The organism is Clostridium fessum (genome assembly GCF_027698965.1).
Lineage (GTDB): Bacteria > Bacillota > Clostridia > Lachnospirales > Lachnospiraceae > Otoolea > Otoolea fessa.
In genome coordinates this window covers 304,731-321,118 of the sequence record NZ_JAQEQF010000002.1, presented here as the reverse complement: position 1 = coordinate 321,118, position 16,388 = coordinate 304,731, and the positions used below count along the sequence as shown (strand labels likewise).

Sequence of the window (16,388 nt, the reverse complement as noted above, 5' to 3'; positions counted from 1 at the left end):
ACAGATGACGGTCCGGGCAGACCGCATTTTGCGGGAAAGCCAGGTGATCATCGGTTATACGGTATACGTGGACCTGGTAAAAGAATTTTATCCACAGGCGGAATTTCTGACAACGCCGATGCGCCAGGAAAAGGAACGCTGTGAGATGGCATTAAAAGCGGCGCAGGATGGTCGGAAAACAGCAATGATCTGCAGTGGGGACAGCGGCGTCTATGGCATGGCGGGGCTGGTGCTGCAGATGGCAGAGGCGTACCCGGATGTGAACGTGGAAGTAATTCCAGGAGTGACGGCAGCGCTGGGAGGCGGAGCCATTCTCGGTGCACCGTTGGGACATGATTTTGCGGTGATCAGCCTGAGTGACCTTCTGACGCCGATGGAAGTGATCGAAAAAAGGCTGCGTGCAGCGGCGGAAGCGGATTTTATTATCTGCCTCTACAATCCATCCAGCCGGAAACGCCACGATTATCTGGAGCGTGCCTGCCGGATTCTTTTAGAGTATAAAAGTGGTGAGACTGCCTGCGGATATGTACAGAATATTGGCCGCGAGGGCGAGGCGGTGCACCTGCTGACACTGGCAGAACTGGAAAAGACGCCGGTGGATATGTTTACGACCGTATTTATTGGAAATAAGGAAACGCAGATGTTAAATGGATGTCTGGTGACACCGAGGGGATACCGCGATGTGTAAAATATGGATATTTGGAGGAACGACAGAAGGGCGCCTGCTGGCGGAATATTGTAGCCGGGAAAAGATTGAGGCGTGGGTCAGCGTGGCTTCGGAGTATGGAGAGGAGCTTTTGCAGGAGGAGCTGATGGAATCTGGGAATGCAGGGAATCCAGATTTGAACCACAATACTTGCCTTGCAAAGAAAAACTTGAAAACGGTTCAGGCATCCTCAGTGATAAAAGTCTTACGTGGACGGATGGATCGTTACCAGATGGAAAAATTTATCCGAAACCAGGGGATTCATCTTGTGATCGATGCAACACATCCGCATGCCAGACTTGTTTCAGAAGAAATCCAGGAAGCGTGCGGACGGACCGGTGTCCGCCTGGAACGGTGCCTGCGCGCAGAGGGCGAACAAAACAAAGCACGTGATTGGGTCGAGGTTGATTCCATTCAGGAGGCAGTGTCATTTCTTTCTTCTGTTTCCGGCGTGATTTTTGCCACAACCGGCAGTAAAGAACTGGAAGCCCTGTGCCAGATACCAGATTATCAAAAACGGGTGTATGCGAGAGTGCTTCCAACTTCGAATGTTTTGAAGAAATGTGAAAAATTGGGGATAACTGGCAGCCATCTGATTGCGATGCAGGGACCTTTTTCCACCGAAATGAATACGCTATTTCTCCGACAGACAAAAGCGGAGTGGCTATTGACGAAAGATTCCGGGCGTGCGGGCGGATTTCAGGAAAAGGTGGAAGCGGCGCGTGAAAATGGAACCAGAGTGGTTGTGATCCGCAGACCGGAGGAGGATGGTATTTCGCTGGAAGAGGCAATGGAGGTGCTGAAGAAGGCGGATGAGGGGAATGTTGGAGAGTTAAAAACACATTTGATTCTGGCGGGAATTGGCATGGGACAGCCGTCCCAGATGACAGGGGAAGTCCTTCGGGCAATTCGAGAGAGTGACGCCTTGATTGGCGCGGGGCGTATGCTGGAATCCGCGGAGAGAGCGCTGCAGAATGATTTGCTGATTAGCAAGGAAGGAAAAGCTGAAAACAGACAGGAATCAGCGGCTGCGGTGGAAAAAGAAACGAAGTGCTATAAAGCATATCTTCCTGACGATGTGATACAGATTGTATCGAAGCACCCGGAATGGAAGCAGGCGGTCATCCTGTATTCGGGTGATACCGGCTTTTTCAGCGGGGCATCCAGGATGGCAGAGCGGCTGCGGGAAGCTGGTTATCCATTTACCGTCTATCCGGGTACATCCTGTGTCAGTTATCTGGCGGCACGCCTGGGGACGCACTGGGAAGATGCGGCGATTTATTCCGCACATGGAAGAGAATTGTCTGTCGATCGGGTGATGAAACGTCTGTGTGATCCAGAAGAACCGGCTAAGCGTGCGTTTATCCTCATGGGCGGCAAAAATGGAGCTGGACAGTTTTGTGAACGTCTGACACAGGCGGGATATGGAAATGTACAGGTGACGGTTGGTGAAAACTTATCGTACCCGGAAGAGCAGATCCGGAGCGGAACCGCGGAAGAAATGAAAAAATTGGAATTTGCGGATTTGAGCTTGATGCTGCTGGAAGTCACGGATGAAATAAAGCGTGGGCAGAACGAAGAGGAAAAGATTACAGATGGTAACAATACAGAAACAAAAAATGTAGAGAAGTTGATATATGAACAGAAAATGGTGTCAGAAAAAATGCCATCCGATGTTCGAGTAACAGAATCATATAAAAATGATGCAGATAAACTTTTGCCACATGAGGCTTCTGTCAGAGCATGTCCACGCATCATGCTTGCCGCCCCCAAAAGCGGCAGTGGAAAAACTCTTTTGACCTGCGGACTGCTTGAAATCCTTCGCCGCCGCGGTCTGAATCCGATCGCGTGCAAATGTGGACCGGACTATATCGATCCAATGTTTCACCGCTATGTGCTCGGCATTCCTGGGCGAAATCTCGATAGCTTTTTTATGCCAGCGGAAGGCGTGCGGAAGGTTTTGGTGGATGCAGTGCGGGAAGAACAGGCGGGAATCGCAGTTTTAGAGGGTGTCATGGGCTATTATGACGGCTTGGGCGGAACAGAAACGTCCGCCAGCAGCTGGGAGATTGCAGAGATCACAGACACGCCGGCGATTCTGGTGCTGGACTGTAAGGGCGCATCGTTGTCGGCGGCAGCAATGGCATCTGGATTTTTACATTTCCGGAAAAAAAGCCATATTGCCGGAGTGATTTTGAACCGGGTTTCTTCGATGTATTATGAGCGGCTGGCAGCAGCCGTGGAAGAGGCGTCGGGGCTTCCGGTGTTTGGTTATCTGCCGGAATCCGAGGAATACCGCATGGAAAGCCGCCATCTGGGACTTTTTCTGCCGGGCGAGATCGATCGGCTGCGCGAGCGGATCGGGCGATTGGCAGATCAGATGGAAAAATCGATTGCGGTGGAGCGGATGCTGGAAGTGGCAGGGATGCTGCCATTGAGGATAGAAAACAAAGAGAAAGAAAAAGCAGAAAACGAATCAATGGAGGCGGAAAGTATAGCGAAATTCCCAGCATGTCAAGAGCAAAAAGTCACCTCGCGCGTCCGCATCGGTGTTGCCCGTGACGAGGCATTCTGCTTCTACTATCAGGAAAATTTCCGCCTTCTGGAACAGATGGGGGCGGAGCTGGTTTATTTCAGTCCACTGAGGGATAAAAAAATCCCGGACAGAGTGGATGGGCTTTTATTTGGCGGTGGTTATCCGGAGAATTATGCACGGGAACTGGCAAAGAACGCGGCGATGCGTGAGAGTATCCGGCGGTCGATTGCGGCGGGAATGCCGTTTCTGGCGGAATGTGGTGGATTTTTATATTTACACCGTACTCTTGAAGGAAGCGATGGAAAACACTGGGAAATGGCTGGCGTTTATCCATTTGACGCTTACCGGACGAACCGCCTGCGCCGGTTTGGCTATGTGCGTCTGCTGACCTCATCCGGTCAGGAAATTCACGGGCATGAGTTCCATTACTGGGAGAGCGAAGATCCGGGCACCGACTGGGAGGCAGTCAAACCGACCGGAAACCGAAGCTGGCGCTGCATCCATGAAAAGGGAGGACAGATTGGCGGATTTCCGCATCTCTATTATGCATCCTGTCCAGATTTTTTGCGAAAATGGCTGGATGTATGTGCCAAAGGGAGTCAGCAAAAATATATCAATTGAGTGAATTTATATGAGAATCAAGAAAATGGGGAGTAGCAAATGCGAGATGAATGGTTTATCCGGGGCAAGGTCCCGATGACGAAGAGTGAGGTGCGGACCGTGTCATTGTCCAAGCTGGAATTGTATGAGGGCTGTGAGTTCTGGGACATTGGCGCGGGAACGGGTTCTGTCAGTGTGGAAGCGGCGGTAAGCTGTCCGGGGATTCATGTGTGTGCGTTTGAATATAAGGAAGAGGCGGTTGAACTGATCCGGGCAAATTGTGAGAAAGCCAGAACAGAGGCGGTCACGATCGTGCCGGGAAAGGCGCCGGAGACATTTGCACAGGTAAGTGTTCACCGACCGGATCGGGCATTTATCGGGGGAACAACCGGACAGATGCGCGAGATTCTGGATGAATTGTTCCGCTTGAACCCAGATATCCGGATTGTGATCAACCTGATTGCGCTGGAGTCTCTGACAGTGCTTATGAGTTACCTGAAAGAGCGCGGGATAGAGGCGGAGATTCTGTCCATGCAGATTGCAAAAGCGGAGAAGATTGGTTCCAGTCATTTGATGAAAGGGCAGAATCCGATCTATATCATATCACTGGGAGGAAATGAAGCGTGAAGAAAATGATTCAGCCAGAGGCATTAAAAGTGGGCGCGAATCGTATAAGTGCGAACGATGCAAGGAGTGTAAAATTAGATTTTGCACCAATGGAGGGAATCACGGGATACGTATTTCGGCAGGCGCATGCAGTCATTTATGGGGGCGTTGACCGGTATTACAGTCCGTTCATTGCACCAGGTTCCAGTCATAAGCTGACATCCAGGGAGAGGAACGATATTCTTCCAGAGCATAATCAGGGATTATGCCTGATCCCGCAGATTCTGACGCATTCGGCGGAAGATTTTCTGTGGGTTTGCGAGGAAATGGCGGAGTATGGATATAGGACGGTTAATCTGAACCTGGGCTGTCCGTCGGGAACGGTGGTTACGAAGAAAAAGGGCGCGGGATTTTTAGCCGAGCCGGAAGATTTGAGCTTGTTTCTGGAGGAAGTCTGCAACGGATTGGAAAAAATCCACGCGTCGGATGGAAAGCCGGTGCGTTTGTCGATCAAAACCCGGATCGGCATGAAAGAAGCGTCTGAATTTCCACGCCTGCTTGCTATCTATAATCACTATCCGCTGGAAGAACTGATTGTGCATCCGAGAGTGCGCGAGGACTATTATAAGGGGAAAATACGGATGGAATCATTTGCGTATGCGCTGGAGCAGAGCCGCTGCCCGGTCAGCTATAATGGAAATCTTTTTTCGGCGGCGGATGCGTCTGCGCTCATGGAAGAAATTGTAGGACAAGATGAATCGTCTGACAAAGGCGAAATGCGGAAAAAAACGAAATTAGCCGCGTTGATGTTTGGGCGTGGGGCGGTTGCAAGTCCGTGGATTTTTGGAGAGGTGCGGAATCTGCCATCCTCGACTCATCTCCAATCCTTCCAGCAGTTCCACGATCGCCTCCTGACCGGTTATGCAGAAATCATGTCCGGCGACCGGAATACTTTGTTTAAAATGAAGGAACTCTGGTACTATTTCCAGTGCCATTTTCCGGGATGTGAAAAAGAATTGAAGAGGATTAAGAAGGCACAGAAGCTGTCTGACTACCGGGCTGCTGTTCAGGCGATGTTTGCGAGCGGGCGGTTTGTGGAAGATGGCTTTCGCAACCCGGCACTATAGGATTGGTACCGGGCTGTCCTGTAACCATCCTCTCATTCAGGCAGTACAGTGTTGCGAATATCAGATTTTACACAGATTTTACATTTCCTGCTGGTTATTTTTACATTTATTTGATATAGTGAAGACATACTATGTGTAAAGATCAAAAGATGATGGGAGAATATGTATGTCTATTAGTACTTTGGGAACACTCTTTCAGTTCATTGGAGGACTGGGAATGTTCCTGTATGGAATGGAGTCGATGGCGGATGGTCTGCAGAAGTTTGCGGGCAACCGTTTACAACGTGTGCTTGAGATCCTGACTTCGAACCGCTTGCTGGGCGTGCTGGTGGGCGCGGGCGTTACCGCGATCATTCAGAGTAGTTCCGCGACGACGGTTATGGTCGTTGGTTTCGTAAATGCCGGAATTATCAATCTTCTGCAGGCGACCGGCATCATCATGGGTGCCAACATTGGTACGACTGTGACGAGCTGGATTGTGTCGATGAGTGAGTGGGGCGAGGTGTTAAAGCCAGAGTTCTTTGCACCGGTTCTCTTCGGTATCGGCGCATTCATCACGATGTTTGCGAAGAGCCACAAGAAAAAAGAGGGTGCCGAAGTCCTGATCGGTTTCGCACTCCTGTTTATCGGTCTTTCTTTCATGTCCGGTTCGATTGAGCCGTACCGGGATGCGCCGATCTTCTCCGAGTCCTTCCGGGTACTGGGACAGAATCCGCTTTTAGGTGTTTTAGTCGGTCTGGCAGTTACCGCAATCATCCAGAGTAGTTCCGCGTCCGTCGGTATTTTACAGATGCTGGCGATCAACGGCATGGTAAACTGGCAGTCGGCAGTTTTTATCACATTGGGACAGAATATTGGTACCTGTGCGACCGCACTGTTATCCTGTATCGGTACGACCCGTACGGCAAAGCGTGCGGCGGTCATTCATCTTCTGTTCAACGTGACAGGTGCAGTTGTATTTGGCGTTGCTTTATACATCGTGTTTATGATGAATCCGGAACTTGCGATGACGCGTGCGGACAGTGTGGGAATCTCGATTTTCCATACGGTATTTAACGTTGTCAACACCTGTATTATGTTTCCGTTTGCCGGTTTCCTGGTAAAGGCATCGGATGTGATTGTTCCGAAACCGAAGGAGACGGAGAAAGAGTGGTCGGCAAACAGTGTCGAGACCGAGATGATCCGTCACTTAGACGACCGTATCCTCGAAACTCCGTCCTTTGCGATTGAGACGGCGTGCAACGAGGTTGTCAACATGGGCAAGGTAGCGGTTGCCAACTTAAAAATAGCGACAGCAGCCTTAATAGATGCAGATGATAATTTTTGTGAACAGGTATTTGAAAATGAAGAGACGATCGACCGCATGGAGAAAATGCTGACCGAATATCTCTTAAAGATCAACAACCTCTCCTTGAATGATGAACAGCATCTTCTCGTCAAGAATATGTATTATACAATCGGTGATCTTGAACGTGTCGGTGACCACTGTGAAAACCTGGCAGAGCTTGCTAAGAAGCGGATTGAGAATGTGAATATTGATTTCTCGGATCTGGCGCTGGAAGAGCTGCGGACGATTGCAGATGCAACGCTTAAATCGGTCGAGGCGTCCGTGGAGGCGCGTCAGGCGCATGATATGCAGAAGGTGCGTCAGACTGCCCGCTGGGAGGAAGAGGTTGACAGTATGGAAGAGGAGATGCGCGATAACCATATGAACCGTCTTTCCAATGGAGACTGCAAGATTGAGGGCGGTGTTATCTTCCTGGATGCACTGGCAAATTATGAGAGAATCGCGGATCATGCCAAGAATGTAGCTGGCTACGTAAAGGAAGAGATGCAGTAATGAAATATCGGATATATGTGATTGAGGATGATGAAAATATCCGGAATCTGATCTGCGTGGCACTGGAAAACTTCGGTTACTGCGCCAGCGGATTTGAGACGGCAGAGGAAGCGCTTGACAGCCTCTCGGATCTGCTCCGGAGAGGCAGGGAGGCGCAGCGGGAGTATCCGGCGATGTTTGTATTCGACTGGATGCTGCCGGGGATGGACGGCATGGCTGCGATCCGCAAGATCCGGGAGATGCCGGACTTTGCCGCAGCCCCGGTTCTGATGCTGACGGCAAAGGATCGTGAGATGGATATTGTACAGGGACTTGACAACGGTGCTGACGACTACATGACGAAACCCTTCGGTATCCTGGAGCTTTCGGCGCGCGTCAGAAACCTTTTAAAGCGGGTGGAACCTGCAAAAGAGGAGGTTTCCAGCCTGACGATCGGTGAAGTCAGCATCAACCGGGAGACGCGTGAGGTGATTGCCTGCGGCGACCGGACGGAGCTTACACTCAAGGAATTTGAACTTTTAACATATCTCATGGAACATATCAACCGGGTGGTGACGCGCGACGAGCTTCTCGACCATATCTGGGGCTATGACTATGATGGGGAGACGAGAACGCTGGATATGCACATCAAGACACTCCGGCAGAAGCTGCATGACGCCGGAGCCCAGATCAAGACAGTGCGCGGCGTGGGCTATCGGTTTTTAAAGGAAAAAGAAGCGGGAAAGTGATGAAACGATGCGAAAAGCGATTTTGACGAAATTTATTCATCTGTTATTTCTGGCGCTGGTTCTGAATACATTTATCGCTCTGGTGGTTACCAGCAGTGTATTGCTCAAACGGTCAAGGGAGGACATGCATTTTGCATTGGAATCCGTTGACCGTATGTTGGATTATACGGGAAATGTGGAAGAACAGCTGATGGGTTTGAGCAACCTTACGAACAACAATAATAGCCGTTATACGCTGATCCGGATGGATGGCACGGTGGTAGCGGATACGGAAGTGCCGCAGGTGAATCAGATGGAAAATCATCTGGAGCGCAAGGAAGTGAAGGACGCGCTGGAGACAGGCTATGGATATTCGGTGCGCCGCTCCGGAACGCTGGGAATGCAGATGGCGTACGCGGCGATATGTTCATCGGACGGTAAATACATACTGCGCCTTTCTGCCAGTTCAACCGGGCTGGGTGAATATATCCTGATGCTGATTCCGGCAGCATTTTTGAGCTTTGGAATAGCTTTTTTTGCGTCAGTGATGGAGGCGGAACGGTTTTCCCAGTCAATCACGCGCCCTTTGCAGGAAATTTCCAATGAAATGGTGCGGATGGATGACGACTACACGCGTTTTCAGTTTGAAAAATGCCCGTATGAGGAGATCAATGTCATTGCGGACACGACGACGCGGATGTCACGGAATATGAAGAAATATCTGGAGCGCATCGAGAAAGAAAAACAGATCCGGCAGGAGTTTTTCAGCAATGCATCGCATGAGCTGAAAACGCCGATCACTTCGATCCGCGGTTATGTCGAACTTTTGGAAAGCGGCATGGCGCAGAATCCGGACACGGCACGTGATTTTCTGGGACGCATAAAAAAAGAGGCGATGCGGATGACGAACCTGGTGGATGATATTTTGATGATCTCCCGTCTGGAATCCCGCGGGGCGAAAGCGGATATCGTGACGATCCGCACGGTGGAGCTTTTGGAGGACAGCCTGTCCTCGATTGCCGCGCAGGCGGCGTCCCGCGGCATCACAGTCCATAAAGAGTGCGAGAATTTCACGATTCAAGCCGATCTGCGCCAGATGCAGGAGCTGTTTAACAATCTGTTGACAAATGCGGTCAAGTACAACAACGAGGGCGGCGAAATCTGGGTGCAGGTCAAGCACTGGGGCGCGGATATGATACTGACGGTCCGCGACACCGGCGTCGGCATCCCGGCGGAGAGCCAGAGCCGTATTTTTGAGCGGTTTTACCGGGTGGATAAAGGGCGCAGCCGCAAACAGGGCGGCACCGGGCTTGGTCTTTCGATCGTCAAGCATATCGTGAATTTTTATCATGGAAGCGTGAAGGTAGAGTCGGAAGTCGGAAAAGGTTCAACGTTTACGGTGAAACTGCAGATTGCGGAAGCAAAATAAAAAGGAGTCAACCTGAATTCCCTAAAAAACAGCGGAATTTTAGGTTGACTCTTTTTGGAGTTTGTAGTATGATTGCTTTAAAGCGTAACAGTTCAGCTCTTTAAAGTGAAAAATAAATCATGGTTTGATGCATAAGAGGAAAATCTGTTACATACGTTGAAAAGGTTCAGGAGGATGATATTATGAGAAAGACAAAGAAATTAGCAGCCCTGATGCTGGCTGGCGCGATGGCGGCATCCCTAGCAGCCTGCGGAGGACAGACAGCAAGTACGGACACGACAGCAGCGGAGTCCGCAGACGGAGAAGAAAGCAAAGAGGCAGAGCAGACAGCAGACGGCGAGACTTATAAGATTGGCGTATTACAGCTGACCCAGCATGTGGCACTGGATAAGACCAATGAGGGCTTCGTGGCAGCGCTGGACGATGCAGGCATCAAATACGAGATCGACCAGCAGAATGCAGCTGGCGAGCAGTCTGCATGCCAGACGATCGCAGAGAAACTGGTCAACGATAAAGATGATTTGATTTTTGCAATCGCAACCCCGGCAGCACAGGCAGTTGCAGGTGTGACGGATTCGATTCCGATTCTTGTCAGCGCTGTTACCGATCCGGCGGCTTCCGGTCTGGTAGAGAGCAACGAGGTTCCGGGCGGCAACGTATCGGGTACTTCTGATCTGACTCCGGTTAAAGAGCAGATTGACCTGATGCAGCAGATTATTCCAGATGTAAAGAAGGTCGGACTTCTGTATTGCAGCGCGGAGGCAAACTCCGTTCTTCAGATTGACATGGCGAAAGAAGCACTCGACACAGCCGGTATTGAGTATGAAGATTACACCGTTTCCAATTCCAATGAGATTCCTACCGTTGTAGAATCTATGGTTGGCAATGTAGACTGCGTATACACACCGACCGACAACATGATCGCAGCTGGTATGGCGACCGTAACGATGGTAACAAATGAGAATAAACTTCCGGTTATCTGCGGCGAGAAGGGCATGGTAGATGCAGGCGGTCTTGCTACTTACGGTATTGATTACTACCAGTTAGGCTACATGACCGGTGAGCAGGCCGTTAAAATTCTGACTGAGGGCGCCGATATTTCTAAGATGCCGATCGGCTATCTGGACGCTTCCAAGTGCGAGCTGAGTGTCAATGAAGAGACAGCGCAGACGCTGGGAATCGATGTATCTGGACTCGAGAAATAAAGAGTACCAGAAAGATCTAAACTTCAAATGAGATGGACTGTCAGATCAGAAGCATATAATAAATATGCCGATCTGGCAGTCTTTACAGTTAATCAGGTGAAGAAAATACGAAACACGGGGAGGTAAAAGTTTGAGCGGTTTATTAGTATCCCTGCAGGGCGCGGTCGCACAGGGCGTTCTTTGGGGAATCATGGTATTGGGAGTTTACATTACATTCCGCCTGATGAATATCGCGGATATGACGGTAGACGGAAGTTTCGCGCTGGGTGCCTGCGTTTGTGCAGTCCTGGTAGTCAACAAAGGAGTAAATCCGGTGCTGGCACTTTTAGTTGCAGTGGCAGCCGGTGTCGTGGCTGGTGCCGTAACGGGTATTCTTCATACTGTATTTGAGATACCAGCGATTCTGGCAGGAATTCTGACCCAGATTTCCCTCTGGTCGATCAACCTCCGGATCATGGGAGGAAAGAGCAATCTGCCGCTTCTGAAAGTCAAGACACTTATCAGTGGTCTGGCTACTTCCTTCGGGATGACTCAGGCACAGGCATCGATGATCGTTGGAATTGTGCTGGCGGTGGCGGCTATTCTGTTTCTTTATTGGTTCTTCGGAACCGAGATCGGAAGTGCGATGCGTGCAACCGGTAACAACGAGGATATGGTGCGTGCGCTGGGCGTGGACACTCGTATGGCGAAGCTTTTATCCCTGATGGTCAGCAACGGCCTGGTCGCTCTCTCCGGCGCACTCGTCTGCCAGAGCCAGAAATATGGTGATGTTGGAAGTGGTACGGGTGCGATCGTCATTGGTCTGGCGGCGATCGTCATCGGCGAAGTCCTGATGGGACGATTGACCTCTTTTTATTGGAAACTGACCTCCGTGGTTGTCGGTTCGGTCATTTACTTTGTGATCCGTGCGGTTGTACTCCGCATGGGTATGGATGCAAACGACATGAAGCTGCTCTCTGCTGTCATTGTAGCACTGGCACTCTGTATTCCGGTAGCACTCGCTAAATATCGGCTGAGAAAAGATTATTCAGAAGGGGGCGAGGAGTAATGCTGACGATAACAAATGTAAAGAAAACTTTTAATAAAGGAACTGTTAATGAGAAAAAAGCCTTAAACGGTATCAACTTACACCTGGCACCGGGCGATTTCGTGACGATCATCGGCGGAAACGGTGCTGGAAAATCCACCATGTTAAATATGATCGCAGGCGTATATCCGATCGATTCTGGTAAAATCGAGATCGACGGTGTAAACATATCCAGGGAGCCAGAATACAAACGCGCTAAATATATCGGCAGAGTCTTCCAGGATCCGATGCGCGGCACCGCCGCCAATATGGAGATACAGGAAAACCTTGCCATGGCACTGCGCCGCGGCAAATCCAGAGGACTCGGCTGGGGCATCAAAAAGAATGAAAAGGACTTCTACCGTGAGGCATTGGCACAGCTCGATCTGGGGCTTCAGACCCGTATGACCAGCAAAGTGGGTTTACTCTCCGGCGGACAGCGCCAGGCGCTCACCCTTCTGATGGCAACTCTCCAGAAGCCAAAGCTCCTTCTCTTAGACGAACACACCGCCGCCCTCGATCCTAAAACAGCCCGCAAAGTCCTCGATCTTACCGAAAAGATCGTAGACGAACAAAATCTGACCGCGCTTATGGTTACCCATAACATGAAAGATGCGATTCAGATCGGCAACCGTCTGATTATGATGCACGAAGGTCGGATTATCTACGATGTAGCAGGGGAAGAGAAGAAGAATCTGCAGGTAGAAGACCTGTTAGAGAGATTTGAAAAGGTAAGCGGAGAAGAATTTGCGAATGATCGTATGATGCTTGCCAAATAAGCAGGGGTTATAAGATTTGAAGGCTTTTATCAAAATCATTAACCGATAACAGACAAAAAGTATACGGAATGAAAAGTGGGTCAACAAATTAAAAACCACGACTATAAGTGAGAAAGAATGCCCTCCGGCGGCGCGAGCGGTCGGAGGGCATTCTCCTCTCCCATATTTCCAACTAATTCCCCCTTTCACGACTTAACCGTTTATATACAACTTAACACTTCTGTAATAATTCATTCATAGAAAATTCATTTTTTCCTCCACATCCTTCCTTGGCAATTCCCTACGAATATGATAAAATAAAAATTACGTTTAAGATATTAAGTCATAATTTCAAGAAAAATCAGGAGCGATCCATATGTTAGAAGAAGAAAACAAAAAAGAAACGCAGGAGTCAGAACAGGTGCCAGCGGCGGAGCGGATTCAAGAGCCGGAAGCAGTTCAGAGTCAGGAATCAGAACCAGCTCAGGATCAGACACCAAATCCGGTCCGGGAATCCGCGGGACATTCGCGCAGGCGCCAGGGCGAAGATAAGAGTCAGAATCTGCGCTTCGGAGTGATAGCAGCAGGGGTGGTGATTGCTCTTGCAGTTGCAGCATTTGCAGGCAAGTCCCTGCTCAGCCGTCAGGCGGGAGCCGGAACTGCAAAGAATGGGGCGGCGACAGCATCAGAGCTTTCGAAGGACGAGGCATCCGAAGAGTCCAGAGCGGAGGAGATCAAAGAGAAAGAAGCAGTGGTAGCTTCCTATAAAAATTTGGGTATCGTGCAGGTGTCCGGTTATCTGAATATGCGTGAGACGGCGAGCACGGATGGCAACATCATCGGCAAGCTGATGGGCGACAGTGCGTGTGAGATCGTGGATGATTCAGCCGAAGGCTGGTATCAGGTCGAATCTGGCGGTATTTCCGGTTATATCAGCTCAGAGTTTGTTCTGACCGGGGATGAGGCGAAGAAAAAAGCGTTGGAACTGGTTGAAAAGCGTGCGCTCATCACGGCAGATTCCCTGAACATCCGAAAAGAGCCGAACACGGAGTCAGAGGTTGTCGGTCAGGCATTAAAAAATGAGCGCTATGTGGTCGAGAGTGAGCCGGAGAATGGCTGGATTCAGATTTCGAGCGGTTATATTTCCACGGATTATGCAGAGATCAAATACGCACTCAATGAGGCGCGGAAGCTGGATATGCGTGCGATGGTGCTGAATTTATACAAAAATCTAGGTATTTCCAGTGTGGATAATTACTTGAATGTGCGCGATCAGCCAAGTGAGGATGGCAATATCATCGGTAAGATGACGAGCAAGTCTGCCGGAGAGATTCTGGAGACGAGCGAGGACGGCGGCTGGTATAAGATCCAGTCGGGTCCCGTCACTGGATATGTGAAGGCGGAGTATATCCTGACAGGAGATGCGGCGAAGCAGGAGGCGATGGAGGTTGCAGAACTGATGGCGATCGTTTCAACCGACCGCCTGAATGCCCGCACGGAGCCGAGCACGGATGCGCCGATCTGGACGCAGATCTCTAACAATGAGCGTTACGACGTTATAAGCCAGCAGGATGGCTGGGTCGAGATTGCGCTCGATACGACGAGTGCGTATGTGGCGACTGATTTCGTAGATGTGCGTTATGCATTGCCGGAGGCGATCCCATTTACCCCATTAAAAGAAAAGGAATCCTTGCGGACCCAGATTGTCAACTATGCGCTTCAGTTTGTCGGAAACCGTTATGTCTGGGGCGGTAATGACCCGCATTCGGGTGTGGACTGTTCTGGTTTTACAAAGTATGTATACAGCCATGTGGCGGGCGTGTCCCTGCCGCGGGTGTCCCGGGAACAGGCGCGGACGGGTACGAAGATTGATTCTTCGAAGATGCGTCCGGGCGATCTGATTTTCTATACGAATCGCAAGGGAACGGTCAACCATGTGGCGATGTACATTGGCAATGGTCAGATCGTCCATGCGGCGAGCCGGAGAAGCGGCATCAAGATTTCTACCTGGAATTACCGGAATCCGTACCGGATTGTCAATATGCTGGGAGACTGATAGGGAGAGGATAAGATGGAAGAGCAAAAGACAGAAGATTATAAAGAACGCCTGCAGAAAGCACGTCAGAGACGAAATGGCAAAGATCCGATGCACTGGTTCATGATCGGGGGCTGTGCCGTCATTGTGGTGCTGGCTCTGGTTATCATCGTGAAGCTGGCACAGGGCGGCACGTTCGGAGGTTCTGGAAACGCCCGGGTGGCATCGGCATCCGAGGCAGAGGCGCAGGGAACCGTGATCGGAGAGACGCTGCCGGAGGATGAGGAACAGGCAAAAGAGGACGAAGAAAAGAAAAATGTAGTCGAGTCCTACCAGAATCTGGGTATTGTGGATGTATCTGGTTATCTTAATATGCGTGAGAGCGCCAGTACAACCTCCGATGTCATTGGCAAACTGATGGGCGGCAGTGCGTGCGAGATTCTGGACGATTCCCAGGAAGGCTGGTATCAGATATCTTCCGGCGGTCTGGAGGGCTACATCAGTTCAGAATTTGTACAGACCGGCGAGGCGGCAAAAACAGAGGCATTTGAGCTGGTCAAGAAGATGGCGGTCATCACGACTGACAAGCTGAATATCCGGAGTGAGCCGAGTGAGGACGCGCAGGTGCTGGAACAGGCGCTGAAAAATGAGCGTTATTCCATTGTCAGCGAGCAGGACGGCTGGATCCAGATCAGCGGGGGCTATATTTCAGCGGATTATGTGGATGTGCGCTATGCGTTAAATGAAGCGCGTAAGCTGGATCTGCGGACGATGGTTCTCAATATGTATGACAATCTGGGTATTTCCAATGTCAATAACTACTTAAATATCCGCGTGGAGCCGAAGGAGGATGCGAAGATCATCGGTAAGATGACGAGCAAGTCCGGTGGTGAGATTCTGGAAACGACCGAGGATGGCGGCTGGTATAAGATCAAGTCCGGTCCGGTTACTGGCTATGTTAAATCCGAATTTATTCTGACTGGAGATGCGGCGAAGCAGGAGGCACTGCAGGTTGCACAGCTGATGGCGATCGTATCAACTGACCGTCTGAATGCCCGTACGGAGCCGAACACGGACGCGCCGATCTGGACGCAGATTTCCAACAGCGAGCGGTATTCGGTTATGAGCCAGCAGGATGGCTGGGTGCAGATTGCACTGGATGAGACGAGTGCCTATGTAGCGACTGAATTTGTCGATGTCCGGTATGCGTTAAATGAGGCGATCGAGTTTACACCGGTTGAGGAGACCCCGGAGCCTGAGACCAAGGCGGCGAGCAGCAAGGGAGGCTCTGGAAGCAAGAGCAGCAGTAACGGTGGTTCTGGCAGCCAGAAAGCATCTTCAAGCGGCTCCTCCAAGCGTGCGCAGATCGCAAACTACGCGACTCAGTTCCTTGGGAATCCGTATGTATGGGGCGGTACCAGCTTGACAAATGGTACGGATTGTTCTGGATTTACGATGTCGGTTATGGCACACTTCGGCGTCGGCCTGCCGCATCATTCGGGTTCCCAGGCGGGAGCAGGAAGAAGTATCAGTTCTTCCCAGATGCGTCCGGGTGATCTGATCTTCTACACAAACAGCGGTGGAACGATCAACCATGTAGCACTCTATATCGGCGGCGGGCGCGTGTGCCATGCATCGAATGCAAGGGATGGTATCAAGATTTCCACCTGGAATTACCGTACCCCGGCGAAGATCGTCAATGTACTGGGCGATTAATTCCATGGAAAGTCAATAAAAAATATTTGAAAGAGAGCAGGGAGAAAAGGCAGCTTT

General features: G+C 50.6%; 12 protein-coding genes. All 12 read left to right on the top strand.

All coding sequences use genetic code 11. The features are described 5' to 3' along the window. The first annotated feature begins 4 nt into the window (after nt 1-4). The 12 genes from cobJ (at nt 5) to PG862_RS04080 (ending at nt 16,331) form a co-directional block, all read left to right on the top strand. Nucleotides 5-688, top strand: a complete 684-nt coding sequence (gene cobJ / locus PG862_RS04135; RefSeq protein ID WP_117795792.1) for a precorrin-3B C(17)-methyltransferase — start codon at nt 5-7, stop codon at nt 686-688. After that, nucleotides 681-3,863 carry a cobyrinate a,c-diamide synthase gene (locus PG862_RS04130; protein ID WP_270706608.1) on the top strand — a complete coding sequence of 1,061 codons (3,183 nt, stop codon included), beginning with the start codon at nt 681-683 and terminating at the stop codon, nt 3,861-3,863. The genes cobJ and PG862_RS04130 overlap by 8 nt, the downstream gene beginning before the upstream one ends. Before the next feature lie 39 nt (nt 3,864-3,902). Further along, a complete protein-coding gene (cbiT, locus tag PG862_RS04125) occupies nt 3,903-4,469 on the top strand; it encodes a precorrin-6Y C5,15-methyltransferase (decarboxylating) subunit CbiT (RefSeq protein ID WP_118523384.1) in 567 nt (188 codons plus the stop codon). Nucleotides 4,470-4,474: 5 nt separating this feature from the next. Further along, nucleotides 4,475-5,575 (top strand): tRNA dihydrouridine synthase, encoded by a 1,101-nt coding sequence (locus PG862_RS04120; protein ID WP_333563188.1) that lies wholly within the window; start codon nt 4,475-4,477, stop codon nt 5,573-5,575. A gap of 166 nt (nt 5,576-5,741) precedes the next feature. Then, nucleotides 5,742-7,415: a Na/Pi cotransporter family protein gene (locus tag PG862_RS04115; protein WP_270706604.1), complete on the top strand. Its 1,674-nt coding sequence runs from the start codon at nt 5,742-5,744 to the stop codon at nt 7,413-7,415. Further along, entirely contained in the window at nt 7,415-8,143 is a 729-nt protein-coding gene (locus PG862_RS04110) for a response regulator transcription factor (protein WP_270706603.1), read from the top strand. The genes PG862_RS04115 and PG862_RS04110 overlap by 1 nt, the downstream gene beginning before the upstream one ends. Nucleotides 8,144-8,150: 7 nt before the next feature. Further along, the gene (locus tag PG862_RS04105; RefSeq protein ID WP_270706601.1) at nt 8,151-9,551 is read left to right on the top strand and encodes a sensor histidine kinase; all 1,401 of its coding nucleotides are present in this window, start codon (nt 8,151-8,153) and stop codon (nt 9,549-9,551) included. Between the two features lie 182 nt (nt 9,552-9,733). After that, nucleotides 9,734-10,756 (top strand): ABC transporter substrate-binding protein, encoded by a 1,023-nt coding sequence (locus PG862_RS04100; RefSeq protein ID WP_106999973.1) that lies wholly within the window; start codon nt 9,734-9,736, stop codon nt 10,754-10,756. 130 nt (nt 10,757-10,886) lie between these two features. Then, on the top strand, nt 10,887-11,804 hold the full coding sequence (locus PG862_RS04095) for an ABC transporter permease (RefSeq protein WP_117795544.1): 918 nt from the start codon (nt 10,887-10,889) through the stop codon (nt 11,802-11,804). Beyond that, the gene (locus PG862_RS04090; RefSeq protein WP_117795542.1) at nt 11,804-12,601 is read left to right on the top strand and encodes an ABC transporter ATP-binding protein; all 798 of its coding nucleotides are present in this window, start codon (nt 11,804-11,806) and stop codon (nt 12,599-12,601) included. The genes PG862_RS04095 and PG862_RS04090 overlap by 1 nt, the downstream gene beginning before the upstream one ends. Nucleotides 12,602-12,956: 355 nt before the next feature. After that, nucleotides 12,957-14,636 (top strand): C40 family peptidase, encoded by a 1,680-nt coding sequence (locus PG862_RS04085; protein WP_106999971.1) that lies wholly within the window; start codon nt 12,957-12,959, stop codon nt 14,634-14,636. Nucleotides 14,637-14,651: 15 nt separating this feature from the next. Beyond that, nucleotides 14,652-16,331: a C40 family peptidase gene (locus tag PG862_RS04080; RefSeq protein ID WP_270706598.1), complete on the top strand. Its 1,680-nt coding sequence runs from the start codon at nt 14,652-14,654 to the stop codon at nt 16,329-16,331. Nucleotides 16,332-16,388 lie beyond the last annotated feature (57 nt).